The organism is Microbacterium sp. LWS13-1.2 (assembly GCF_040144835.1).
Lineage (GTDB): Bacteria > Actinomycetota > Actinomycetes > Actinomycetales > Microbacteriaceae > Microbacterium.
This window is the reverse complement of sequence record NZ_CP151632.1, coordinates 257,275-280,951: the sequence shown is the minus strand read 5'-3', so window position 1 is coordinate 280,951 and position 23,677 is coordinate 257,275. Positions and strand designations below refer to the sequence as shown.

The 23,677-nt window shown below is 70.5% G+C and carries 26 protein-coding genes and 2 tRNA genes; 10 read left to right on the top strand and 18 right to left on the bottom strand.

Going from position 1 to position 23,677, the window contains the following annotated elements; translation table 11 throughout:
• Positions 1 to 274: 274 nt before the first annotated feature.
• The 3 genes from MRBLWS13_RS01365 (at position 275) to MRBLWS13_RS01355 (ending at position 2,788) form a co-directional block, all read left to right on the top strand.
• Positions 275 to 529, top strand: coding sequence for a hypothetical protein (locus MRBLWS13_RS01365; protein WP_349427309.1), 255 nt, complete (start codon positions 275 to 277; stop codon positions 527 to 529).
• An 83-nt stretch (positions 530 to 612) separates the two neighbouring features.
• Positions 613 to 1,695: a GNAT family N-acetyltransferase gene (locus tag MRBLWS13_RS01360; protein ID WP_349427308.1), complete on the top strand. Its 1,083-nt coding sequence runs from the start codon at positions 613 to 615 to the stop codon at positions 1,693 to 1,695.
• Positions 1,688 to 2,788: a GNAT family N-acetyltransferase gene (locus MRBLWS13_RS01355; protein WP_349427307.1), complete on the top strand. Its 1,101-nt coding sequence runs from the start codon at positions 1,688 to 1,690 to the stop codon at positions 2,786 to 2,788. Before MRBLWS13_RS01360 ends, MRBLWS13_RS01355 begins: the two co-directional genes overlap by 8 nt.
• Before the next feature lie 36 nt (positions 2,789 to 2,824).
• Here the strand turns inward: MRBLWS13_RS01355 and mutM are convergent, their stop codons facing one another.
• From mutM to MRBLWS13_RS01325, 6 genes are all read right to left on the bottom strand, one after another.
• Positions 2,825 to 3,757 (bottom strand): bifunctional DNA-formamidopyrimidine glycosylase/DNA-(apurinic or apyrimidinic site) lyase, encoded by a 933-nt coding sequence (gene mutM / locus MRBLWS13_RS01350; RefSeq protein WP_349427306.1) that lies wholly within the window; start codon positions 3,755 to 3,757, stop codon positions 2,825 to 2,827.
• Positions 3,750 to 4,451: a ribonuclease III gene (gene rnc, locus MRBLWS13_RS01345; protein ID WP_349427305.1), complete on the bottom strand. Its 702-nt coding sequence runs from the start codon at positions 4,449 to 4,451 to the stop codon at positions 3,750 to 3,752. The genes mutM and rnc overlap by 8 nt, the downstream gene beginning before the upstream one ends.
• 16 nt (positions 4,452 to 4,467) lie before the next feature.
• The gene (gene rpmF, locus MRBLWS13_RS01340; RefSeq protein ID WP_163617368.1) at positions 4,468 to 4,677 is read right to left on the bottom strand and encodes a 50S ribosomal protein L32; all 210 of its coding nucleotides are present in this window, start codon (positions 4,675 to 4,677) and stop codon (positions 4,468 to 4,470) included.
• A 32-nt stretch (positions 4,678 to 4,709) separates the two neighbouring features.
• Positions 4,710 to 5,246 carry a DUF177 domain-containing protein gene (locus MRBLWS13_RS01335; RefSeq protein ID WP_349428953.1) on the bottom strand — a complete coding sequence of 179 codons (537 nt, stop codon included), beginning with the start codon at positions 5,244 to 5,246 and terminating at the stop codon, positions 4,710 to 4,712.
• A 114-nt stretch (positions 5,247 to 5,360) separates the two neighbouring features.
• On the bottom strand, positions 5,361 to 5,858 hold the full coding sequence (coaD, locus tag MRBLWS13_RS01330; protein WP_308866992.1) for a pantetheine-phosphate adenylyltransferase: 498 nt from the start codon (positions 5,856 to 5,858) through the stop codon (positions 5,361 to 5,363).
• A gap of 41 nt (positions 5,859 to 5,899) precedes the next feature.
• Positions 5,900 to 8,062 (bottom strand): ATP-dependent DNA helicase RecG, encoded by a 2,163-nt coding sequence (locus MRBLWS13_RS01325; RefSeq protein ID WP_349427304.1) that lies wholly within the window; start codon positions 8,060 to 8,062, stop codon positions 5,900 to 5,902.
• A 70-nt stretch (positions 8,063 to 8,132) separates the two neighbouring features.
• On the opposite strand from MRBLWS13_RS01325, the gene MRBLWS13_RS01320 reads away from it, so the two are divergent.
• Positions 8,133 to 8,720 (top strand): 1-acyl-sn-glycerol-3-phosphate acyltransferase, encoded by a 588-nt coding sequence (locus MRBLWS13_RS01320; protein WP_349427303.1) that lies wholly within the window; start codon positions 8,133 to 8,135, stop codon positions 8,718 to 8,720.
• On the top strand, positions 8,717 to 9,280 hold the full coding sequence (gene rsmD / locus MRBLWS13_RS01315; protein WP_349427302.1) for a 16S rRNA (guanine(966)-N(2))-methyltransferase RsmD: 564 nt from the start codon (positions 8,717 to 8,719) through the stop codon (positions 9,278 to 9,280). The genes MRBLWS13_RS01320 and rsmD overlap by 4 nt, the downstream gene beginning before the upstream one ends.
• Here the strand turns inward: rsmD and MRBLWS13_RS01310 are convergent.
• On the bottom strand, positions 9,238 to 10,608 hold the full coding sequence (locus MRBLWS13_RS01310) for a serine hydrolase (protein WP_349427301.1): 1,371 nt from the start codon (positions 10,606 to 10,608) through the stop codon (positions 9,238 to 9,240). The genes rsmD and MRBLWS13_RS01310 overlap by 43 nt on opposite strands.
• A 35-nt stretch (positions 10,609 to 10,643) precedes the next feature.
• Positions 10,644 to 11,639, bottom strand: a complete 996-nt coding sequence (gene thiL, locus MRBLWS13_RS01305) for a thiamine-phosphate kinase (RefSeq protein ID WP_349427300.1) — start codon at positions 11,637 to 11,639, stop codon at positions 10,644 to 10,646.
• Positions 11,640 to 11,696: 57 nt separating this feature from the next.
• Between thiL and MRBLWS13_RS01300 the strand changes: the two genes are divergently transcribed.
• Positions 11,697 to 12,194 (top strand): DUF3515 family protein, encoded by a 498-nt coding sequence (locus MRBLWS13_RS01300; protein ID WP_349427299.1) that lies wholly within the window; start codon positions 11,697 to 11,699, stop codon positions 12,192 to 12,194.
• Positions 12,195 to 12,240: 46 nt separating this feature from the next.
• Here the strand turns inward: MRBLWS13_RS01300 and MRBLWS13_RS01295 are convergent, their stop codons facing one another.
• From MRBLWS13_RS01295 to MRBLWS13_RS01260, 8 genes are all read right to left on the bottom strand, one after another.
• On the bottom strand, positions 12,241 to 13,359 hold the full coding sequence (locus MRBLWS13_RS01295; RefSeq protein ID WP_349427298.1) for a D-alanine--D-alanine ligase family protein: 1,119 nt from the start codon (positions 13,357 to 13,359) through the stop codon (positions 12,241 to 12,243).
• Positions 13,259 to 14,395 (bottom strand): NAD(P)H-dependent glycerol-3-phosphate dehydrogenase, encoded by a 1,137-nt coding sequence (locus tag MRBLWS13_RS01290; RefSeq protein ID WP_349427297.1) that lies wholly within the window; start codon positions 14,393 to 14,395, stop codon positions 13,259 to 13,261. The genes MRBLWS13_RS01295 and MRBLWS13_RS01290 overlap by 101 nt, the downstream gene beginning before the upstream one ends.
• Entirely contained in the window at positions 14,385 to 15,149 is a 765-nt protein-coding gene (locus tag MRBLWS13_RS01285) for a lysophospholipid acyltransferase family protein (RefSeq protein WP_349427296.1), read from the bottom strand. The genes MRBLWS13_RS01290 and MRBLWS13_RS01285 overlap by 11 nt, the downstream gene beginning before the upstream one ends.
• Before the next feature lie 4 nt (positions 15,150 to 15,153).
• Positions 15,154 to 16,536, bottom strand: coding sequence for a UDP-N-acetylglucosamine 1-carboxyvinyltransferase (murA, locus tag MRBLWS13_RS01280; protein WP_349427295.1), 1,383 nt, complete (start codon positions 16,534 to 16,536; stop codon positions 15,154 to 15,156).
• Positions 16,537 to 16,609: 73 nt separating this feature from the next.
• Positions 16,610 to 17,230: a 3-isopropylmalate dehydratase small subunit gene (gene leuD / locus MRBLWS13_RS01275; protein WP_349427294.1), complete on the bottom strand. Its 621-nt coding sequence runs from the start codon at positions 17,228 to 17,230 to the stop codon at positions 16,610 to 16,612.
• Between the two features lies 1 nt (position 17,231).
• Positions 17,232 to 18,704: a 3-isopropylmalate dehydratase large subunit gene (gene leuC, locus MRBLWS13_RS01270; protein ID WP_349427293.1), complete on the bottom strand. Its 1,473-nt coding sequence runs from the start codon at positions 18,702 to 18,704 to the stop codon at positions 17,232 to 17,234.
• A 202-nt stretch (positions 18,705 to 18,906) separates the two neighbouring features.
• Positions 18,907 to 19,626: a hypothetical protein gene (locus MRBLWS13_RS01265; protein ID WP_349427292.1), complete on the bottom strand. Its 720-nt coding sequence runs from the start codon at positions 19,624 to 19,626 to the stop codon at positions 18,907 to 18,909.
• A gap of 51 nt (positions 19,627 to 19,677) precedes the next feature.
• Positions 19,678 to 20,709: a TerC family protein gene (locus tag MRBLWS13_RS01260; protein ID WP_349427291.1), complete on the bottom strand. Its 1,032-nt coding sequence runs from the start codon at positions 20,707 to 20,709 to the stop codon at positions 19,678 to 19,680.
• Positions 20,710 to 20,954: 245 nt separating this feature from the next.
• Here MRBLWS13_RS01260 and MRBLWS13_RS01255 point away from each other — a divergent pair, with 245 nt between their 5' ends.
• Genes MRBLWS13_RS01255 through MRBLWS13_RS01240 form a run of 4 tightly spaced genes read left to right on the top strand, consistent with a single transcriptional unit; the run spans position 20,955 to position 23,432 of the window.
• Positions 20,955 to 21,524: an RNA polymerase sigma factor gene (locus MRBLWS13_RS01255; RefSeq protein WP_349427290.1), complete on the top strand. Its 570-nt coding sequence runs from the start codon at positions 20,955 to 20,957 to the stop codon at positions 21,522 to 21,524.
• Positions 21,521 to 22,684 carry a DUF4349 domain-containing protein gene (locus tag MRBLWS13_RS01250; RefSeq protein WP_349427289.1) on the top strand — a complete coding sequence of 388 codons (1,164 nt, stop codon included), beginning with the start codon at positions 21,521 to 21,523 and terminating at the stop codon, positions 22,682 to 22,684. Before MRBLWS13_RS01255 ends, MRBLWS13_RS01250 begins: the two co-directional genes overlap by 4 nt.
• A 32-nt stretch (positions 22,685 to 22,716) precedes the next feature.
• Positions 22,717 to 23,079, top strand: a complete 363-nt coding sequence (locus MRBLWS13_RS01245; protein WP_349427288.1) for a DUF202 domain-containing protein — start codon at positions 22,717 to 22,719, stop codon at positions 23,077 to 23,079.
• On the top strand, positions 23,076 to 23,432 hold the full coding sequence (locus tag MRBLWS13_RS01240; protein ID WP_349427287.1) for a DUF202 domain-containing protein: 357 nt from the start codon (positions 23,076 to 23,078) through the stop codon (positions 23,430 to 23,432). The genes MRBLWS13_RS01245 and MRBLWS13_RS01240 overlap by 4 nt, the downstream gene beginning before the upstream one ends.
• 51 nt (positions 23,433 to 23,483) lie before the next feature.
• On the opposite strand, the gene MRBLWS13_RS01235 is transcribed toward MRBLWS13_RS01240, so the two are convergent.
• Positions 23,484 to 23,556, bottom strand: a tRNA-Glu gene (locus tag MRBLWS13_RS01235).
• 42 nt (positions 23,557 to 23,598) lie between these two features.
• A tRNA-Glu gene (locus MRBLWS13_RS01230) sits at positions 23,599 to 23,674 on the bottom strand.
• Positions 23,675 to 23,677 lie beyond the last annotated feature (3 nt).

The window sequence follows — 23,677 nt, the reverse complement described above, 5'->3', positions numbered from 1 at the left end:
ACTGGAATCGCCGCCCGTGATGGCGGAGCGATTCGTGCCGTCGCGTCGGGGACCTGCTCCTTCGGCGCTGTGCTGAGCGGCCGCTTCCCCGCCGCCATCTGATCCCCGCAGGGGACGAGTCTGCCCGGCTTCGGGCGATACCCGTCTGTTGCGCCGCATCCGCTTCGCGGTGCTGAGCGCGCGCCCCCCTGCCTCCGTCCCGTCGTGCTGCGGCATGACATCCCCCGCCTCCGGCGCCTCCGAGGCATCCCTTTCACAACCGGAAAGAGCAATCATGAATACTCTCCTTGCGCCGCAGCGCCCATCGGGGCTTCCCGATACGCTGCGGCTCCCGAGCCGCGACACCCGGACCTCGCTCCTGGACCGCCTCGCCCTCCACCTGGGTCTGAGGCTGCTGCTGTGGAGCACCCGCACCCCGCGACTCGCGGACGACCGACGTCGGCACGCTCACACGTACCGGCACCAGGAGGCCACCGCGCAGCGTGAACGCGCCTACCTCCGCGAGGCCAGCCTCGCACCCCGGCCGTGACGGCCACCGGGTCCGCCGCCCGCACCCGGGCGGCGGACCCCACCCCTCAACCATCCGCATCGACCTCGCAAGGACGCGCTGACATGACCACCATCACGGGGCTGGAATTCCGCCCCCTCGTCGTACCCGCCTCGATCGACGCGCCGGACGCCGCCGACTTCGTCGAGATGGTCCGGGTGCGCAACCTCATCTACCGGGAGATCTCCGGACACGACGACCACCGCATCGCCGCCGACGAACTGCTCCCCCACTACCGCCCCACCGAGTACGAGACCCGCCTCTCATGGGTGATCGTCGACGACGGTGCCATCATCGGCCGCGTCGGCGTCGACATCCCGCACGAGGAGGGATCGAACGCCGCGTTCTGGCTCATGGAGCTGCTGCGCGAGACCTGGGGACGCGGTATCGGCACCGCCGCCTACGAGCTGGTCGAGAAGACCGCGCGCGAGCACGGTCGCACCGTGCTGCAGTCGTGGGCCGAGCATCCCGCGGCTCCGGGCGCTCAGCTCGCGCCGCCGACCGGGTTCGGCGCGATCCCCGAGGACCACGTCGCGCGGTTCTACCTCCGTCACGGATACGCGCTGGAGCAGGTGGAACGCAACAGCGCCTTCGACCTGACCGGTTCCTTCGCCGGCGTCGAACGGCTCCTCGCCGAAGCGCAGGCCGCCTCACCCGACTACCGGGTCGTGCAGTGGTTCGCCCCGACCCCGGAGGAGTTCGTCGCGGGCTACGCCTGGATGAAGTCCCGGATGTCGACCGACGCGCCCTCGGCAGCCCTCGAGTTCGCGGAGGAGGCGTGGGACGCCGCCCGCATCGCTGAGCACGACGGCCGCTACACCTCATCCGGTCGCACCATCCAGGTCACCGCTGCGCAGCACATCGAGACCGGTGAGCTGTGCGCGTTCAACGAGCTGGTGATCGGCAAGGACCGCACCGAGGCATCCCATCAGGAGGACACCCTCGTCCTCAAGGAGCACCGTGGGCACAAGCTCGGCACGCTCGTGAAGTGCGCCGGGCTCCTGTCCTGGCGCGACGTGGCGCCCGCGTCCGCGCGCGTCATCACCTACAACGCAGAGGAGAACCGACCCATGCTGGACATCAACGAGGCGATCGGCTTCGCGCCGGTCGCGTACGAGGGCGCATGGAAGAAGGTGCTCGATGACTGATCTCGCCGATTCCGCCGTCGTGACAGTCCGGCGGATCCCCGTCCCCGAGACCGCCGATGGTGCGGACGCGCACCTGTTCCTCGAGATGGTGCGGATCGCCAACGCCGTCTGCCTCGCGGACGCGGGCCACGACTACCTGCGCGAGGAGCCCGACGAGATGCTCGGGTTCTGGCAGGACCAGTCCGACTGGACCCAGCTCGGGTTCGCCGCTCTGCGCGGCGAGGATGTGCTCGGTGCGGTGAAGCTCATGATCTCGAACGAGCCGGACGCGAGCACCGTCGAGTTCGACCTCATGGTCGACCCGCCGCACCGCGGCCGGGGCGTCGAGGAACTCCTCCTCGCCGAGGTCGAGCGTGAGGCCGCGGGACGCGGGCTCACCACGATCCAGACGTGGACGCTGCATCGACCGCATACGGATGGTCCACGTCTCGAGCCGTCGACCGGGTGGGGTTCGGTCCCCGCAGAGGATCCGCAGACGCGGTTCCAGCTCGCGAGCGGCTTCACGCTCGAGCAGGTGGAGCGCAACAGCGTGTTCGATCTGACCGGAGACCTCTCCCCCGTCGAGCGCATGCTCGCCGAAGCTCTGGCGGTCGCCGGTGAGGACTATCGCTCGGTCCAGTGGACGTCGCCGACACCGCCGGAGCACGTCGACGGGTTCGCCCACGCGATCTCGCGGATGTCGACCGACGCGCCGGCCGGCGGTCTCGTCATCGACGAGCAGCACTGGGATGCCGCGCGCGTGGAGCGTCGCGACGCCCGCTTGAAGGCGCAGGGGCTCACCGTCTCGGTGGCCGTCGTGCTGCACGTGCCCACCGGGCGGATCGCGGCGTACAACGAACTCGCGATCGCGGAGGACCGTGCCGGGGCCACCCAGCAGTTCGGGACGCTCGTCGTGAAGGAGCACCGTGGCCACCGCCTCGGCACCATCGTGAAGTGCGCGAACCTCCTGCGCTGGCGGGAGCTCGTGCCCGAGTCGCCGCGGGTCTCGACGTTCAACGCCGAGGAGAACCGCCACATGCTCGACATCAACGAGGCGATCGGGTTCGTGCCCGCCTCGTATGCGGGTGCGTGGAAGAAGGTGCTGTCGGTGTGATCGTGCCGGTGGGCGCCGCGCTCCCTCCAGACGCCGTCAGCGCGTCGCCGGGAGGGGGCGCGGCGTCCGCTGGCAGTGCGGGCAGAAGTGACTCGAGCGATTCGTGAACGACACGCGCACGATCGGACGGCCGCATCGGGGGCAGGGCTCTCCGGTGCGGCCGTACGCGTTCAGTGAGTGGGCGAAGTAGCCGGCTTGGCCGTTGACGTTCACGTACTGCGCGTCGAAACTGGTGCCGCCTTCGGCCAGCGCCTTCTCGAGCACGTGGCGCACCTCCGCGAGCAGCCGATTCGTCGCACGCGTGGACATCGCGCGCGCGGGCGTCTCGGGATGGATGCGCGCAGCCCACAGCGACTCGTCCGCGTAGATGTTGCCGACGCCGCTCACGACGGTCTGATCGAGCAGCACGCGCTTGATCGCCGAATCCTTGCGTCCGACGGTGCGCCGGAAGCCCGCGTCCGAGAACGCCGGATCCAGGGGGTCCCGCGCGATGTGGGCGACCTGTGCGGGAACGGATGCCTCGGCCCACCCTTGTCCGCCCGGCGCGGCGTCCGGAGTCGGGATCAGGTCGTCGATCGCCAGCGACCCGAACGTCCGCTGATCCGCGAAGACGACGGACAGCTCGCCGTGGACGGAGTGCGCCAGGTCGATGCGTACGCGCTCGTGCCGCTCGACGGGCGCTCCCGGAGCCCGCAGCAGCATCTGACCGCTCATGCCCAGATGACCCACGACGGCGTCGGTCGCCGCCGTTCCGTCCGTCGCCGGCTGCAGCGGCAGCCACAGGAACTTGCCGCGCCGTGCGGCGGAGAGCACGACTCGTCCGGTGAGGCGTGCTTCGAACTCGGCGCCGTCTCCGGTGTGCCGGGTCAGCGCGCGCTCATCGAGCACGGTGACTCCCAGCACCAGGGCGCCGGTGACCGCGGGGGCGAGCCCGGCACGGACGACCTCGACCTCGGGAAGCTCAGGCACGCCCGCTGAGCTCGCGCCACGCGGTCAGCGCCGCGGCCATCTCGGCGTGCTTCTTGCTGGTCCCGCCGCCCTCGGCGATGAGGTCGCCGACGGTGACGGCCGCGGTGAAACGCCGGTCGTGGTCGGGTCCCGTCGAGGTCACGGCATACATCGGGGGCTGCAGGCCGCTGTGCGCGGCGAGCTCCTGCAGCGCCGTCTTGGGATCCATCGCCGCGCCGTAGCGCTCGGGGTCGGCGAGCAGCGGTTCCACGAGCCGCAGCACGAGGCCGGTCGCGGCATCCGCCCCCGCCGACAGATAGGCGGCTCCGAAGATGGCCTCCATGGTGTCGGCGAGGATCGAGTCCTTGTCGCGACCGCCGGTGAGGATCTCACCGCGCCCCAGCATGAGGTGCTCGCCGAGGCCGATTCCTCGCGCGATCTCCGCAAGGGCGACCGTCGACACGACGCCGGCGCGGCGCTTCGCGAGCGCCCCCTCTTCGAGATCGGGGTGACCGGTGAACAGTCGCACGGTGACGGCGAGGCCCAGTACGGAGTCGCCCAGGAACTCCAGGCGCTCGTTGTTCGGAACCTGTCCGTTCTCGTACGCCCAGGACCGGTGCGTGAGCGCCAGCGACAGAAGCTCGGCGTCGATGACGACTCCGAGCTTCTGCGTGAGGTCTGCGTGAGCGGTCCGCTCGGCAGCGACGTCTGTCACGTCAAGTGCACGACGATCAGACGTCGGCGACCTTGCGGCCCTTGTACTCGAGGAACAGCTCGGTACCCTGCGAGTCGGTGACGACCTTCGCCTGGTGCGGGCGGCTGTAGACCTTCTTGCCGTTCTCGATCGTGGTGGTCAGCGTGATGGGCGCTGCCTTCCACTGCGCGCGACGCGAGCGCGTGTTGGAACGGGAGACCTTTCGCTTCGGGGGGTTGCCTGCCATGGCTAGCTCTCTTCTGTGTTCTCGATGGCGTATCAGCCGCGGGAGCGCGGTGATTCGTCGTCGTTGGTCGTGGTGAAGTCCTGGAGCGCGGCCCATCGTGGATCGAGAGGCTCGCTCTGCTGCGATCCGGCATTGTCGGCCAGTCGCTCGCCCGTGACCGGATCGAGGCCGGGGCAATCCGGCTGGCACACCGGCTGAAACGGAAGCGACAGGACGACCGCTTCCCTGACCAGAGTTTCAAGATCCACGTGGTCGTCTTGAACCTCGAAGTCAGCTTCTTCCTCCCCAGGATACGCGAAAAGCTCCTGAAACTCGACTTTGAGCCCCTCGCCGATGTCGATGAGGCACCGGCTGCAGATGCCGGTGTACTCGGTGTCGATCTCTCCGGAGGCGAGAATGCCCTCGTGCACCGACTCGAGACGCACGTCGATGACGACGGGCTCACCCTCGGCGACGGCGACCAGTCCCTCTCCCCACTTGGCGGGAGCCGGGGCTTCGATGGTGTGCTCGCGCATCTCGCCCGAACGGTGGATGATGTCGCGGATCGGGAGGACGAACGGACCCGTCACATGCTTTCTGACCACGTCTCCAGCCTAGCGGCGGTTCCTGGTGAGTCGCCCCGTGGCCAGGGCCCCGTGGTCAGACCCCCGTGGCCAGACTCCCCGTGGTCAGACTCCCCGTGGTCAGATGCCGCGCGCGCCGGTGTCGAGGAACCGCGCCACCGCCGAGGGCACGTACGGCGAGACGTCGCCGCCGAGCGCGGCGACCTGGCGCACCAGCGAGCTCGAGACGAGCGCATGTGCGGGGTCGGGCAGCAGGAACACCGTCTCGACGTGGGCGAGGTGGCGGTTCACGATCGCCATCGGCGTCTCGTACGCCACATCGACCTGGGAGCGGATGCCCTTCACGAGGACGCTCGCGCCGACATCCGTGGCGTAGTCGACGAGCAGTCCCATGCTCCACGAGGCCACGACCACGTCGCCGTCGATGTCGCTCTCGGCGATGGACTGCTCCAGGAGCGCCTGGCGCTGTGCGATGGGCAGCATCGCCTCTTTGCCGGGGTTGTGCACGACGAGCACGTGGAGCTGGTCGTACAGTGATGCGGCACGGCGGATCACGTCGAGATGACCGAGGGTCGGCGGATCGAACGATCCCGGGACGACGGCGATCCGGCTGCTCATGCCGACCAGCCTAGTGGGCGGCGGCGGGGCGGCCGGCCGCGTCAGTTCTTCGCGAGCGCGGCGCGCTCCGCCATCCCGACGTTGCGCTCGAGGGCGGCGGCGAGACCGGGATGCCGCTGCAGCGCCGGGTCGTCGGCAAGCACCTGCTCGGCGGCCACCCGCGCCTCGGAGATGATGTCGGCGTCCTTCACGACGCGGAGCAGTCGCAGCGACGACCTGGCCCCCGACTGCGCGTCGCCGAGCACATCGCCCTCTCCTCGCAGCTCGAGGTCGACCTCGGCCAGCGCGAAGCCGTCGAGCGTCGAGGCGACGGCTTCGACCCGCTCCCGTGCCGGCGTTGCGGCCGCTGCCTCGGTGACCAGCAGGCACAGGCCCGGCACCCCGCCGCGACCCACGCGCCCGCGCAGCTGGTGCAGCTGCGACACGCCGAACCTGTCGGCCTCGAGGATCGCCATCGTCGACGCGTTCGGCACATCGACGCCGACCTCGACCACCGTCGTGGCCACGAGCACGTCGATGTCGCCGCGGGCGAACGCCTGCATCACGGCATCCTTCTCGTCGGAGGGCATCTTGCCGTGCAGCCTCTCGACCCGGATGTCGGCGAAGGACGGATGCCGCGACAGCAGGTCGGCGACCTGCACGACGCCCCAGCGGGTGCGACTGGTCTCGCCTTCGGTGTCGCCCGGCGGTTCGTCCGCGGTGTCGTCCTTGGTGAGCGCCTCGGCATCGATGGCGGCGCACACCACGAACGCCTGGCGCCCCTGGCCGACCTCCTCGGCGATGCGCTCCCAGACGCGCCCGAACCACCCGGGGCGCTCCGCCAGCGGCGCGACGAAGGTCTCGATGCCGGCGCGACCCGCCGGCATCGTGCGGATCGTGGAGACGTCGAGATCGCCGAACACCGTCATGGCCACGGTGCGCGGGATGGGCGTCGCGGTCAGCACGAGGGCGTGCGGCGACGAGCCCTTCGCCCGCAGGGACTCGCGCTGCTCGACGCCGAACCGATGCTGCTCGTCGACCACCACGAGTCCGAGGTCGGCGAACGTCGTGCTCTCGCTCAGCAGCGCGTGCGTGCCGACCACGATGCGCGCCTGGCCAGACGCCGCACGCAGCGCGGCCTTGCGCCGCTCGGCCGCAGGAAGCTGCCCGGTGAGGAGCGTCGGCATGAGCTCGGGCGCGAGCTGGGGCCCGAGCATCCGGGCGATGGAGCGCACGTGCTGGGCGGCCAGCACCTCGGTGGGGGCGATGAGCGCGGACTGGCCGCCGTCCTCGGCGACCTGGAGCATCGCGCGGAGCGCGACGAGCGTCTTCCCGGAGCCGACCTCCCCCTGCACCAGCCGGTTCATCGGCCAGTCGCCCTGGAGGTCTCGCGCCACGTCGTCGCCGACGGTCACCTGATCAGGTGTCCGTGGGAATGGCAGTGCCGCGTCGAACCGCTCGAGGAGCGCACCCGGCACCCGACGGGTCGCCGACAGCGCCCGCACGAACTGCCGCTGCTGCAGCAGCGCCACCTGCAGGACGAACGCCTCCTGCATGCGCAGCGTCTCCCGCGCCGGCTCGATCTCCTCGAGAGCCTTGGGGCGATGTATGCGCTCGATCGCGGTACGGGCGTCGAGCAGCCCGTGCCGCGCGCGCAGCTCGTCCATGAGCGGCTCCGGCACGTCGCCGAGCCCGTCGAGGACCAAGTCGACGATCTTCTGCAGCTGCCAGCTCGCGACCGTGCTGGTGGCGGGGTAGATCGGGATGGGCAGGTTGATGTTGGCCTCGGCCGTGAGACGCGCCTGCTCCTCGTCGTCGAACAGTTCGTAGTCGGGGTGGGCGAGCTGCTTCGCGCCGCGGTACTCCCCCACCTTGCCCGCGAAGATGCCGCGCCGCCCGGGCCGCAGATCCTTGACGCGCCACGCCTGGTTGAAGAACGTCAGCGACAGCTCGCCGTTGCCGTCGCTGATCACGACCTCGAGCAGCGACCCGCTGCGGTTCTTCATGCGCCGCTCGTTCACCCGCCGCACCTCGGCCACGATCGTCACCGGCTCGCCCACGGGCAGCGAGGAGATCTGCGTGAGCTCGCCGCGGCGTGCGTAACGGCGCGGATAGTGCACCAGCAGGTCGCCGACCGTCGTCATGCCGAACGCGCGTTCGAGCGCCGCCGCCGTCTTGCCGCCGACCGCGCCACCGAGGCTCGAGTCGAGGGTGAAGGACGCCATGAGACGAGTCTAGGAGCCGCCGCCGACCCGCTGTCGGCCGAACCACAGCGGCGGACTCTAAGGTGGCGAGATGCTCCGACGACTCCTCTCCCGTGTCTACTGGGCCTGCAGTCGCTGGACGCTGTCCACCGCGCCGGCTCCCGACCGCCCCACGGTGCTGCTGGGGGCGCCCCACACCTCGAACTGGGACTTCGTCCTCATGCTCGGCATCGCGTGGCGACTCGGCATGCGGGTGCGCTGGCTCGGCAAAGCAAGCCTTTTCCGGGGCTGGAAGGGCCCGCTCATGCGCGGCCTCGGCGGCATCCCCGTCGACCGGGCGGATCCCTCGCGGGTGGTGGGCGACGTGGTCGCACGGATCCGCGCGGGCGAGGTGTTCGGCCTCGTCGTCACCCCGGAGGGCACCCGCGGCTCCGGCGCCTACTGGAAGTCCGGCTTCTATCGCATCGGCCGCGAGGCGCAGCTGCCGGTCACCCTCGGCTACGTCGACCGCACCACGATGACGACGGGCCTCGGCCCCACCATCCGGCTCACCGGAGACGTGCGCACCGACATGGATGTGATCCGCGCGTTCTACGCCGACAAGTCCGGCCTGCGTCCCGAGCTGCGCACCGTCCCCCGCCTCAGGGAGGAGGATGCCGGAGATATCGTGAAGGGATGACGCGCATCATCGCGGGCCGCGCCGGCTCCCTCGTGCTCGATGTGCCGGACGCCGGCACCCGGCCGACCAGCGACCGGGTGCGCGAGTCCCTGTTCGGGGCGCTCGAGTCCGCGGATACCCTCCACGGGGCGGTCGTGCTCGACCTCTACGCCGGATCCGGCGCGCTCGGGCTCGAAGCGCTCAGCCGCGGCGCGGCATCCGCGGATCTCGTCGAGAAGTCGCCTCGAGCGGCGACCGTCGCGCAGCGCAACGCCGCGCGTGTGGCGAAGGCCGTGGGTGCGGCGGCCGCCGTGCGGGTGCACCGCAGCTCGGCCGACGCGTTCCTGCGGACGGCGCGAGGTCCGTTCGACCTCGTGTTCCTGGATCCGCCCTACGACGTGAGCGAGGCCGAGCTGTCGTCGACGCTCTCGCTGCTCGTGCCGGTCCTGTCGCCGGGAGCGGATGTCGTCATCGAACGCGCTGCGCGCTCACCCCAGCCGACGCTGCCGGACGGGCTCGTGGCCGGCCGCTCGAAGCGCTACGGCGACACCGCGCTGTGGTGGGCCGCCGCCGCGGGCTGAGACGCCGGTGCGCCCTCCCAGACCTCGGAGCCGTCGAACCCCACGTCACGCGTGATGTGCAGCCGGCCGCTCGGCTCCAGTTCGAGCCGGAACGTCGGCGCATCGCCGAGGATGCGCAGTTCCGCGACGAATACGTCGCCCCGCCACCCTCCGGCGACCGCCACCTGGTCGCCGTACCACTCGCGTCCGGTCGCGGGGTCGTCGGCGAACGTCGACACCGACCAGACCCCGGGGACGCACCGCAGTTCCCGGCCGTCGATCTCGATCACGCCGTGGGCGATCCGCAGTTCGCGCACGGGACCGTCGTAGCGATGGCGGACCTCTCCGTCGCGGAGGTCGCCGCCCGGAGCGGGAATCGGCGTGGGGACGGCCTCGAGCGACCCCGCATCCTCCGTGTCGAAAGCCGGCAGCAGCTCGTCCCAGACCGCGTCGAGCGTCACCTGCATATCGGGCAACCCTCCCGTGATCGCGACGACTGCGTCCGCCTCCGGGAGGATGACGAGGTACTGGCCGAAGGCGCCGTCGCCGCGGTAGGCGCCGTGGCGGCAGCGCCAGAACTGGAAGCCGTAGCCCTGGCGCCAGTCGGCGTTGTCGGACCGGTTCGCCACTTGGCGGGCCGTGGCCTGGTCGATCCACTCGGCCGGGACGAGCTGCCTGCCCTGCCACTCACCGCGCTGCAGAAGCAGCTGACCGAAGACGGCCAGCTCCTCCGGCCGGATCGACAGCCCGAAGCCGCCCGCATCCACGCCGGTCGGACTCTGCAGCCACTGCGGGTCGCGGAAGCCGAGCGGATCGAACAGCCGCGGGTGCAGGAACTCGCGCAGCCGCTCGCCGGTGCGGGTCTGGACGATCAGCGACAGCAGGTAGGTGGCGGGCGTGTTGTAGAGCCAGTGCGTCCCGGGCTCGTATGCCAGGTCGGCGGCGAGGGCGGTGACCGCCCAATCGCGGTCGTCGAGCGGCGGCTCGGCGGCGTGACCGGTCGCCATCGTCAGCAGATGCCGCACGCGGAGCGCGGCGAGCCGGTCGGAGGGACGCTCGGGAGCGGCATCCGGGATGAGGTCGACGACGCGGTCGTCGATCGCGAACCGTCCCTCCTCGATCGCGAGACCGACCGCGATCGAGGTGAAGCTCTTGCTCACGGAGTACATCGCCGTCGGCAGATCGCGCTCGTACGGCGCCCAGGTCACCTCGGCGATGACGTGTCCGTGTCGCAGCACCGTCAGCGTATGGACGTGGTCGATGCCGTCGAGCGCGGCGATGAGACGGGAGATCGCCGCCGACGGCACGGACTGCGATTCGGGTGTCGAGCGGGGAAGCAGATCGGTCACCGTGTCACGCTAGCGTCCCGCGGCGACAGCGCACATCACCCCGTGCGGGCGTCCCAGTCGAGATAGGGATCCCAGCCGCCCCGCCCCTCGTACGGCCGGCCGTCGACCAGCACGGCGTCCGCGCCGCGTGGCTGCACCACGCCCACCCGCACGAATCCGTGCGGCAGCGGACGGCGAACAGGGAAGGTCGCCAGAAGGGCGTGATCCTCGCCGCCTGACAGAGCCGACGCGGGATCGGCGCCGAGCAGCGCCGATTCCAGCGCGAGGGTGACACCGGATGCCGCGGCCAGGCGGGTCGCGTCCAGCACGAGCCCGTCGGACACGTCCATCATCGCCGTCGCGCCCGCATCCGCGGCGTCGGGGCCGAGCCACACGGGAGGTGACGGCCGCAGCTGCGCCGCGAGATCGGTCAACTCGGCGGGCCCAAGAACGCGCTCGTCGACGGCGACCGGATCGCCCGCGGCATCCGTGAAGCGGGTGAAGAGTGTGCGCAGACCGCGCGCCGCACGGCCCAGTTCTCCGGCGACGGCGACGACGTCGCCGACGTGGGCACCCGAGCGGAGCACAGGTGCGCGTCCTGCCAGGGCGCCCAGCGCCGTGACTGCGATCGTGAGTGTGTCCGACACGGTCAGGTCGCCGCCCTCGACGCGGCAGCCGGGCGCCAGGTCGCGACATGCCGCCCGCAGGCCGTCGGCGATGCCGGTGACGAACGACAGCCGCGTCTCGTCGGGCATCGCGAGGGCGACCAGCAGAGCGGTCGGCGTCGCCCCCATCGCGGCGATGTCGGCGAGGTTGACCGCGGCCGCCTTGTAGCCGAGGTCGTACGCGCTCGACCACGCGAGGCGGAAGTCGGGCCCGTGGACGAGCGTGTCGACGGTGGCGACCACGCGGCCGTCCGCGGCGGCGATCACGGCGGCGTCGTCGCCCGGGCCGACCAGTGCGTTGGACTCGCCCAGGCGTTCGAGGATCCGCCGGAGGATCCGTCCCTCGCTGAGCTCGCCCACCGTCGGATCCCCGCGCTCGTCGTCCACATCACCACGCTACCGCCGGCGGCGAGGGCGACCGTTCCGCGGGGTTAGCCTGGAGCGGTGCGTGTTCTCCCCTCACTGGCTGCCCTCGGACTCGCTGCGGTCGCCGCGCTGGCACTCGCGGGCTGCACGTCGACCGTCGACCTCGATCCGGCCGAGGCTGCGAACGATCCCCAGTGCGCCGAGATCACGTCCAACCTGCCCGACACGCTGAGCGGGCAGCCGCGCCGCTGGACCGACGCACAGGCCACCGGCGCGTGGGGCGAGCCTGCCAGGGTCCTGCTGACGTGCGGGGTCGAGCCGCCGGGGCCGACCACCCTGCGCTGCCAGAGCGTCGCCGGGGTCGACTGGATCGTGGACGACTCCGATGCGCCCCGCTTCCGGATCACGACGTTCGGCCGCACCCCCGCCGTCGAGATCTATCTCGACACCACCGCCGACGAGGACGGCAACGGGGCGTCCAGCCGCGACGTCCTCGACGCCCTTTCGCCGATCGTGAGCGTGCTGCCGGTCGACGGCGAGTGCCTCGACCGCGCCGAGGCGACGCCGGCACCCTGATCGTCGCCGCCGCGGCTCGACGAGCCGACGCCCGCACAGCCCAAGCTCAGCGCGCGGCCGCTTCGACCGCCGCGCCTGCCGTGCGCTCGAGCGCCGTGTCGATGAGCTCGGTGATCAGCTGCGGGTATGAGAGGCCCGAGGCGATCCAGCACTTGGGGAACATCGAGATCGGCGTGAAGCCGGGCATCGTGTTGAGCTCGTTGACGTAGAGGCCGTCCGCCGTGAGGAAGAAGTCCACGCGCGCGAGGCCCTTGCCGTCGACCGCCTGGAACGCGCGGATGCCGAGCTCCTGGATCGCCGCGATCTCGCTGTCGGTGAGATCGGCGGGGCAGACCACCTCGGCACCGTCGCCCCCGAGGTACTTGCCCTCGAAGTCGTAGAACTCGCGGGTCGTGAGCACGATCTCGCCGGGCAGCGACGCCCGCGGGGCCCCGCCGCCGCGTCCCTCCAGGATCGCCACCTCGACCTCGCGGCCCACGATCGCCGACTCGATGAGCACCTTGTCGTCCTCCGCGAACGCGATCGCGAGTGCGTCGTCGAGCTCGGTGGCATCGTGCACCTTCGACACCCCCACGCTCGAGCCGGCACGGGCCGGCTTAACGAACGTCGGCTCGCCGAGGGGCGCGGCATCCGCGCGCACGCCCTCGGGGTTGCTCTCCCAGCGGGCGCGCGTGACCGTGATCGACGGTGACACCGGCACGCCGGCCGCGGCGAGCACGATCTTCATGAAGTGCTTGTCCATGCACAGCGCGGAGTCGAGCACACCCCCGCCGGCGTACGGGATGCCGAGCGTGTCGAAGAAGCCCTGCACCGTGCCGTCCTCGCCGTGGAGGCCGTGCAGGATCGGGAGCACGACGTCGAGGCGGCCGAGCTCGTCCACCGAGCCGTCGGCGCGCCGGACGCGAAGCGTGCGGTCGGCGCCACCCTCGGGCCACACCACGCGCGTGCCGTTGTCGGCCACCTCGGGAAGCCGGTCGGCGTCGAGCGCGAACTTGTCGGGGTCGTCCTCCTCGAGAACGAAGACGCCGTCGCGCGTGATCCCGATGGGGATCACGCGGTAGCTGTCACGGTCGATCGCCCGCAGCACCCCGCCCGCCGTTGCGGAACTGATCGAGTGCTCGCTGGATCGACCGCCAAAGAGCACCGCCACCGCCGGCTTGTCCATTCGTCGTCCTCTCGCCCTGGGGGGTGTCGTCGTCTGTCGTGAGATGCGGCGCGATGTCGCGCGGATTCATGGTCCCGTCGAGCACCATCTTGACCTGCTCGACGATGGGCATCTGCACGCCCACATCGCGTGCCAGCTGCAGGATGGGCGCGACCGAGGCGAGCCCCTCCGCGGTCTGGTTCATCTGCTTGACCACGTCGTCGAAGCGGTAGCCCTGACCCAGCAGGCGTCCGGCGGTGTTGTTGCGGCTGAGCGGCGACTGGCACGTCGCGATGAGGTCGCCGAGGCCGGCGAGGCCCTGCAGCGTCTCGTGCTGCGCGCCGAACGCCACCGCGAAGTCGGTCATCTCGACGAGGCCGCGCGTGATGATCGAGGCCTTCGTGTTCTCGCCGTAGCCCACCCCGTCCACGATGCCGATGGCCACCGCGATGAGGTTCTTGAGCACGCCGCCGAACTCGGTGCCGATGACGTCGGTGTTCACGAAGGTGCGGAAGTACTGGTTGCGGGCACGGCGGGCGACGGCCTCCGCCGTCTCCTGGCTGGTCGACGAGATGACGGCCGCCGTCGGCTGCTCCCGTGCGATCTCGAGCGCGAGGTTCGGTCCCGATGCGACCGCGATGCGCGCAGGATCGCAGTGCAGCTCCTGCTCGATCACCTGGCTCATGCGCAGACCCGTGCGTCGCTCGACGCCCTTCATGAGCGACACGATCGGCGCGTCGCTCTGGGCGATCAGAGGCCGGACGGCCTTGAGGTTCTGCCGCACCGCCTGGCTGGGAATGGAGAGGTAGATCTGCTCGGCGCCCTCGAGCGCCTCGGAGAGGTGATGCGTGGCGTGCATGTCACGCGGCAGGTTGATGCCGGGGAGGTACTCGCTGTTGCGCTTGCCCTCCTGGATCTCGCTCGCCAGCTCCGGACGACGCGCCCACATGGTCACGTGGGCGCCGCCGTCGGCAAGGATCTTGCCGAATGTCGTGCCCCAGCTGCCCGCGCCGACGACGGCGACGCGCGGGCGTGCGGCATCCTGCCTACGGCTCAAGGCGCCCCGTCTCCTTCTGGCCGTGATCGGCCGGGTTCCAGCGCCCCGACGGCGCCGGCTCGCCGCGCAACTGCGAGAGCAGCCCGGCGATGTCGGCCATCACGGCGTCGGTCGCCTCGACGAGTGCGGTCTGCGACGACGCACGCCCGGCGTAGGCCGACAGGTCCACGGGGTCGCCGACGATCACCCGCACGCGGCGGCGCAGCGGCCACAGCTTGAGCTTGCCGTAGCGGGGCAGCACCTGCTGGGCGCCCCAATGCGCCATCGGGATGACGGGGATGCCGCCCGCCAGCGCGAGACGCACGGCACCGGTCTTTCCGCGCATGGGCCACAGGTCGGGCTCGCGCGTGAGCGAGCCCTCGGGATAGACGATCACGCCCCGGCCATGCTCGACGAGCGTCTCCGAGGCTTCGAGCGTCGCACGGGCCGAGGCGGCAGACGTCGCGCGTGCAACCGGCACCATCCCGGTGGCGCGCAGCACGGCGCCGAGCACCGGCACGCGGAACAGGCTCTCCTTGGCCATGAACCGGGGGGCCCGGCCGCTCCGCCACACTGCGAGGGCGACGACGAGCGGGTCGACCTCGCTGACGTGGTTGGGCGCGAGCACGTAGGCGCCCTCGCGCGGGAGCTTCTCGGCGCCTTCGACCTCGAGCTTGAACAGCAGGCTGAGCAAGGGCACCACGATGGCCGCCAGCGGCCAGAAGACGCTCGGGCGCCTCTTCTCGGCCGATGCGCGCCGACGATCGGTCGCCACCGGGCTATCCGATGACGTCGAAGTCGGCGCCGAGCATGTCGAGCTTGGCGAGGAACTTCTCGTAGCCGCGGCGGATGATGCCGACATTGCGCACGATCGACTCTCCTTCGGCCGCGAGAGCTGCAATGACGTAGCTGTAGCCGCCGCGCAGGTCGGGCACGACCACGTCCGCGCCGTGGAGGGCGGTCGGGCCGTTGATGACCGCGGCCTGCTCCAGCGCACGGCGTGGGACGCGCCGGCCGGGGGCGTCGAGGCCGCGCGGGTGCACGACGATGTCGGCGCCCATCTGGTTGAGCGCGTCGGTGAAGCCCAGACGGTTCTCGTACACCGTCTCGTGGACGATCGAGATGCCCTCCGCCTGCGTCAGCGCGACGATGAGGGGCTGCTGCCAGTCCGTCATGAACCCGGGGTGCACGTCGGTCTCGACGACGACGGGCTTGAGCGCGCCGTCACGACGGAACTGGATGCCGTCCTCGCGCACGTCGAACCAGCCGCCGGCCTTGCGGAAGACGTTGAGGAAGGTCAGCATCTCCTGCTGCCGCGCGCCGCCGACGAAGATGTCGCCGTCGGTGGCGAGAGCGGCGCATGCCCAGGAGGCGGCCTCGTTGCGGTCGAAGATCGCCCGGTGGTCGTAGCCCTGGAGCGTGTCGACGCCCTCGATGAGGATGACGCGATTGGGCTCGTACGAGATGATCGCGCCCATCTTCTGCAGCACCGCGATCAGATCCATGATCTCGGGCTCGATGGCGGCGTTGCGCAGCTCGGTGGTGCCCTTGGCCTTGACGGCGGTCAGCAGCACCTGCTCGGTCGCGCCCACGCTCGGATAGGGCAGCTCGATGTTCGCGCCGTGCAGGCCGTTCGGTGCCGTGATCCGGATGCCCTCGTAGCTCTTGTCGACGACAGCGCCGAACGCGCGCAGGGCGTCCATGTGGAAGTTGATCGGCCGGTCGCCGATGCGGCAGCCGCCGAGATCGGGGATGAGTGCCTCGCCGAGCAGATGCAGCAGGGGGCCGCAGAACAGGATCGGGATACGCGAGGCTCCGGCGTGTGCGTCGATCTCCTCGAAGTGGGCCGAGACGGCGCCGCTGGGGTCGAAGTGGAAGGTGCCCTCCTCGTCGCCGTCGTCGACGCGCACACCGTGCACCTCGAGGAGCGAGCGCACGACGTGCACATCGCTGATGTCGGGGACATCGCGCAGCGTGCTCACCGTCTCGCCGAGAAGAGCGGCGACCATCGCCTTGGTGACGAGGTTCTTCGCACCCTTGACCTCGACGCGACCGGTCAGCGGTCGCCCGCCCCTGATCGCAAGGATTTCTCCGGTCACTTCCTGTTCTCCCGCCTCGGTGGCAGTGCTCTCGCCCGCGGCGACATTCAGAAGTGGCTTCATCCGGTGGTCCTCACTTGGTGTGCACGAGGGGGCTTGAGGGTCGGGCGCCCGTCTTGTGGGCGCCCGACCTGGCTTACGGAACGGGTAGCGTCCGCGGCCGCCACGCCTCTCGGCGAGCCTCGAACTGCGCGATCCTGTCTTGTTCGCGCAGCGTGAGCCCGATGTCGTCGAGCCCTTCGAGAAGCCGCCACCTAGTGTAATCATCGATCTCGAAAGCGAATTCCAGGCGCTCGCCCGCGCTCGTCGCGGGGTCGCCGATCGACGCGGTGCGCGCCGCGAGGTCGACCGTCATGGCGACGCCCGGGTTCGCCTCGATGGCCGCCCACGCCGCTTCGAGGTCGCCCTCCGAGATCACGCCGGCGACCAGTCCCTGCTTGCCCGCGTTGCCGCGGAAGATGTCGGCGAACCGAGGGCTCAGCACGACCTTGAAGCCGAAGTCCCGCAGCGCCCAGACAGCGTGCTCGCGGCTCGAGCCCGTGCCGAAGTCGGGTCCCGCGACGAGGATGCTCGCTCCCGCGTAGACCGGCTGGTTGAGGACGAAGTCGGGGTCCTGGCGCCAGCTGGCGAACAGGGCGTCCTCGAAGCCCGTCTTGGTGACGCGCTTGAGGTACACGGCGGGAATGATCTGGTCGGTGTCGACCGCCGACCGCTTCAGCGGGGCGGCGATACCGGTGTGCGTGGTGAACGCGTCCATGTCAGGCCTCCGAGCCCTGGGCAGCGGCTGCGACGGGCGCAGGAAGATCACTCGGACTGGCGAGGCGGCCCATGACGGCGGTGGCCGCCGCCACCAGCGGCGACACCAGGTGCGTGCGCCCGCCCTTGCCCTGCCGGCCCTCGAAGTTGCGGTTGCTCGTCGAGGCGCAGCGCTCCCCCGGTGCCAGCTGGTCCGGATTCATGCCCAGGCACATCGAGCACCCGGCGAAGCGCCACTCGGCGCCGAACGCCTGGAAGATCTTGTCGAGGCCCTCGGCCTCCGCCTCGAGGCGGACGCGAGCCGAGCCGGGCACGACCATGACGCGCACCCCGTCGGCTTTGCGGTGACCCTCGATGACGGAGGCGAACGCACGGAGGTCCTCGATGCGGCTGTTAGTGCACGAGCCCATGAACACCGCGTCGACGGGCACCTCCTTGAGAGGGGTGCCAGGGGTGAGATCCATGTACTCGAGTGCTCGCTCCGCGGCGGCGCGCTCGTTGGGGTCGGCGAAGTCATCGGGCGAAGGCACGGCAGCGCTCAGCGACACGCCCTGCCCCGGGTTCGTGCCCCACGTGACGAAGGGCTCGAGCTCGTTCGCGTCGAGGAACACCTCGGCGTCGTAGACCGCGCCTTCGTCGCTCGGCAGCGTCCGCCAGTAGGCGACGGCGTCCTCCCAGTCCTGACCCTTCGGCGCGTGCGGGCGGCCCTCGAGGTAGGCGAACGTCGTCTCGTCGGGGGCGACCATGCCGGCACGGGCTCCCGCCTCGATCGACATGTTGCACATCGTCATGCGGCCCTCCATCGACAGCGCCCGGATGGCGCTGCCGCGGTACTCCAGGACGTAGCCCTGGCCGCCGTTGGTGCCGATCTTCGCGATGACCGCGAGGATGATGTCCTTGGCTGTGACACCGGGTCTCAGCTCGCCCTCGACCGTGATCGCCATGGTCTTGAAGGGCTTCAGCGCAAGGGTCTGCGTGGCGAGCACGTGCTCGACCTCGCTGGTGCCGATACCGAACGCCATCGCGCCGAACGCGCCGTGCGTCGACGTGTGGCTGTCGCCGCACACGACGGTAATCCCGGGCATGGTGAGGCCTAGCTGCGGACCGACCACGTGGACGATCCCCTGTTCCTTGTCGCCGAGCGAGTGCAGGCGCACCCCGAATTCGGCCGCGTTGAGACGCAGTGTCTCGATCTGCGTGCGGCTGGTGAGGTCGGCGATCGGCTTGTCGATGTCGAGCGTCGGGGTGTTGTGGTCCTCGGTCGCGATCGTCAGGTCGAGACGGCGCACCGGCCGGCCCTCCGCGCGCAGGCCGTCGAAGGCCTGGGGACTCGTGACCTCGTGCACCAGATGCAGGTCGATGTAGATCAGGTCCGGCTGGCCGTTCTCGCCGTGGACCACGACGTGGTCGTCCCACACCTTCTCGGCGAGGGTGCGGGGGCGGTCGGGAATGCCGGATGCATCGGTCGTGCTCATTACTAGTCGTTCTCCTCTGTGGGACTGTGCCCGCATGGGTGGGGCCCGCGACGAACTCCGCGACGAGAGAGGCCTGGAAACTAGGACTCGTCGCGGCCGCTAAGGAGAAGGCGAGCGATCCGCACGTGCCCAGGCTACCACCGCCGCCGCCGAGATCGGCTCGCCGACGTCACCCGGCGACCCCCGGGTGCCGGGTGAGGACTCAGGAGGTTCCCTCGAGGATCCAGACGTCGACGGCGTCCTCGGTCAGGATGAATCGCACCACGGTTCCGGTCGGGAAACGCTCCGTCCACTCCTGCGTCCAGGCGACCGGCACGTCGTAGATCTCGACGCCGGGCTTCGCCGGCGGCGGGACGCACCCGACCGCGAGGAGATCGTCGGTCGCCGGTTCGAACACGAGGAGGCAGCCGTTGCCGAGGGCGCTGCGTGCCTCCCACACCTCCAGCCCGAGGATCGGCTCGAATCCGCGGAGGGTGGCCTTCGTGACCATCTGCCGACGGGCGTGATCCGTGAGGCGGAGCACCTGCTCACTCGGCGCCGCCCCCGTCGGACGCAGCGTGGCGTCCGATCGCGGGCCGGTCCACAGCATCCACCCAGCCACGGTCACCGCCGCAGCGGCCGCCACGGCGATGCCCGCAAGGAAGGGACCCGTGCGGCTGCGGTGCCACCAGCGGCGGTCGCAGGGGGAGCCGGACTCAGGCGTGCGCGTCTCGGCCTGCGTCGCCCCGGGTTCTGCACCGCCGGCACCCGACTCACGGACGGTCCTCGCCACGGACGCCGCGTGCAGCTCCTCGAGTTCGGCCAGCCGTGCCGCCGCTACGGGGTCGGCGTCGATGTCGGCGTCCACCCCATACGCACGTGCCCTCAGGGCGGTCAGCTCTGCGTCGAGAGCGCCGTCCGCGAGGAATCCCCCGCTCCCCATGTCGGCAGTATCGCACCGCCACGGGCCGCCGACAACGGTGCGCCGTGCGGGTCAGCCGTGGGTTTCGGGGGTGGCGCCGGCTGCGGCATCCGTCAGTCCCCGGCGCTTGTCGCGAGCGGACGCGACGAGGCTGGCGATGGTCGCCACCGTCATCGCGACGATGATGACGCCGAGCGACATCCAGGTAGAGATTTCGGGCGCCCATTCGATGTGCTCGCCGTTGTTGATGAAGGGGAGCTCGTTGACGTGCATGGCGTGGAAGACGAGCTTGACACCGATGAAGGCGAGGATGAACGCGATCCCGTAGTGGAGGTAACGGAGGCGGTCGAGCAGGTCGCCGAGCAGGAAGTAGAGCTGTCGCAGACCCATGAGCGCGAAGATGTTCGCCGTGAACACGATGAAGGGGCTGGTCGTGATGCCGAAGATGGCGGGGATCGAGTCGATGGCGAACAGCAGATCGGTGACGCCGATCGCGGCGAACACGATGATCATGGGCGTCCACATCTTCTTGCCGTCCACGACGGTGCGCAGCTTCGCGCCGTCGTAGTGGTCGCTGATGTCGATCCCGCGACGCAGCAGTCGCACGACGAAGTTCTCCTGCTTGACGTCGTCGTCGTGATCGCCGCCCGGGAAGGCCTGTCGCCACGCGGTCCACACCAGGAACGCTCCGAAGATGTAGAACACCCAGCTGAACTGCTCGATGATCGCGGCGCCGGCGAGGATGAACAGGCCGCGCAGCACGAGCGCGATGATGATGCCGACCATCAGCACCTCCTGCTGATAGCGGCGCGGCACCGCGAACTGACTCATGATGAGCACGAACACGAACAGGTTGTCGATCGACAGGCTGTACTCGGTGAGCCAGCCGGCGACGAATTGTCCGGCGTACTCCGGCCCCGCGAACCTCCACATGAGCCCGGCGAAGATCAGCGCGAGCGTCACGTAGAACACGACCCACAGGGTCGACTCGCGTGTCGACGGGATGTGGGGTCGCTTCAGGATGAGCAGCAGATCCGCCAGGAGGATCAGGGTGAGGATCACGAGGGATCCGATTTCGAACCACAGGGGGAGTTCGAGGTCCATGCAGGGCCTTTCGAAAGGGGCGAACGAGGGTCGGTCGGGGCCGAAAGTCTCTCCCCCGCGACCTGTCGGCCTGCGGCGCACACCCGGGGTCGCTCTGTCGGGACCCGTGATGACGGATGCGCGGTGTCGGGATACTCCCTCTCGCTCGCAACAGAATACAGGGTCGGGATGCCGGGCCCGCCCTCGGTGAGACGATCCGGGCGGTGCGGACACTGTCACGGTGAGAGACAATTCGGAGGATGGGGATGCCTGACGACGACCTGCCGCACGGCGCCACCGGCGACGCCCAGCTCGTGGTGCTGGCCGCGGGCGGAAGCGAGCACGCCTTCCGCACGCTGTACCGCGCGTACGTGCGCCCGGTGTACTGGCTGGCGCACGGTCTCGTCGGCAATCCCGCGGACGCCGAGGAGGTCACCCAGGAGACGTTCCTCGTCGCCTGGCGGAAGCTGCCCGGCCTCGACCTCGCCGGCGATTCGCTGCTGCCGTGGCTGGCGACGATCTGCCGCTTCCAGTCGGCCAACCGCGTGCGCCGGCAGCGGCGCGACCGACTGCACACCACGGCGGCCGCCGACGAGGACCTGCCCGCCACGGTAGACGTCGAGCAGCAGGTGATCGACGAAGGGCTCGCCGACGCGATCCTGCGCGAAGTCGCGGGCCTCGGCGAACTCGATCGCGCCATCTTCCGGCTGTGCGCCACCGAGGGATACGCCTATCAGGCCGCCGCCGACGAGCTCGGCGTCGCGCACGGCGTCGTCCGCAACCGTCTCTCCCGCATCCGCACCCGCCTGCGGACCGTCGTGAAGGAGAGCACATGAACACGCAGCCCCCGGTTTCCGGGACCCCAGGACCCCTCCCCGACCTCAGCGCGGAACGCATCGACGAGATCGAGAACGCGCTCTTCGTCGACATCGCGCAGGACCGCGTGCGCCGGTCGGCGCGGCGGACGCGACGCGGCCGCCTGTGGATCGCGGGCGGCGCCGCGGCAGCGATCATCGCGGTCGCCGCGGTCATCGCGCCGTCCGTCGGCTCGCTCGTGGGCGGCGCCACCGACGAGTCCGCCGTCGCTCCGGTCGCGCCCGCCGATTCGGGTGCCGGCTTCGACGGCTCGTCGGACTCGGCGACCACGACCGAGTCCGCACCCCTGACCATCGCACCCGACGCCGCTGCCGGCGACAGATCGGCCGGCGCGATCGCGGCGGACCGCGACATCATCACGACAGCCTCGGCCACCGTCTCCGTCGACGAGGTCGACGCGGCCACACGCTCCATCGGCAACTCTGCCGTCGCCCACGGTGGCTACGTCGAGTCGATGAGCATCGGCAGCGACGGCACGGTGTATCCGGTCACGCCGAGCGACGGCGGCGTCGTCTACGACACGATGCCGTACCCGTCGCCCACCGACGGCGCCTGGATCACCGTCCGCGTACCGGCCGATCAGCTGCCCGACGTCATCGCCGAACTGGACGACGTCGGCGAGGTGACGGCGACGAACCTCTCGCGGCAGGACGTCACCGAGCAGACGGTCGACCTTGAGGCGCGGATCGACGCCGCGCAGGCGTCCGTCGAACGCCTCACCGAGCTCATGGGCCAGGCGCAGAGCGTCGCCGACCTGATCGCGGCCGAAGCGGCGCTGTCCGAGCGCCAGGCGCTGCTCGAGTCGTACCAGCAGCAGCTGGAGATGCTCGACGATCAGGTGGCGATGTCGACTCTCTCGGTCACCGTGGTACCCGACGTGGAGACCGTGACCGCCGATCCGGCCGGCTTCGGCGACGGACTGGCCGCCGGCTGGAACGGGCTCGTCGCCACGCTCAACGGCATCGTCATCGCGATCGGCTTCCTCCTGCCCTGGCTCGCCGTCGCGGCGGTCGCCGCGCTCATCGTCTGGGGTGTGGTGCGCCTGGTGCGCGGGAGGCGCCGGAGTCGAGCGGATGCCGTATCGCCGGCACCCGAGCCCGTCGACGACCCTCGGGACTGAGCAGCGGCCCGCGCCGCCGATACTGTGGAGCGGTGACTCGCAGCAGATTCCCCCGATCGGTCTACCGCACAGGGACGGATCCGGACGCACGGTTCAGTCTGGCCAACGAGCGCACGTTCCTCGCCTGGAACCGCACCGCGCTGGCGCTCCTCGCCGGCGGCGTGGCCCTCGAGGCGCTCGGACTGGACCTGCAGCCGGACCTCCGCCTCACCGCATCCCTCATCCTGATCGCTGCCGGCGTGGTCATCCCCGTGCTCGCCTGGCTCGAGTGGGGCCGCACGGAGCGCGCGCTGCGCGCCGGCTCTCCCCTTCCCGGTTCGCTGACCAGCGCCGCGCTCGCGATCACGATCGTGCTGGTCGGTGTGCTCGTCCTCCTCGGCGTCGTGCTGGCATGAGCGCTCAGCGGCTCTTCGACCCCGGGCTGCAGCCCGAGCGCACCGAGCTCGCGTGGCGGCGCACGGCTCTCGCGATCGGCGTCGGGTCGCTGCTCGCCCTCCGCGTCCTGCCGGCCTTCGCACCCACGCCGGCGCTGCAACCGGTGCTGCTCGCGCCCGGCATCCTCGGGCTGGTGTTCGCGGTGCTGCTGTGGGCACGGGCGCGCGCACGCCATACGCACGTCAACCGCGCGCTGCTACAGGATCCTCCCGGCGACCTGCCGGGCGCCGGCCTCCTGCTACTCCTGACGGTCTTCGTCCTCGGGTGCGGTGCAGCATCGGCCGTGATCGTGCTGCTGCCCTACGCCACGTAGCGCAAACGCGGGAAGCCCGGTCCTGGTGGACCGGGCTTCCCGACTCGTCTGTGACCCCAGCGGGATTCGAACCCGCGTTACCGCCGTGAGAGGGCGGCGTACTAGGCCGCTATACGATGGGGCCGTACAGCGTGCCGCAGCGGCTGCTGCGACGTTGCTGCCTGACTGGTGACCCCAGCGGGATTCGAACCCGCGTTACCGCCGTGAGAGGGCGGCGTACTAGGCCGCTATACGATGGGGCCGTT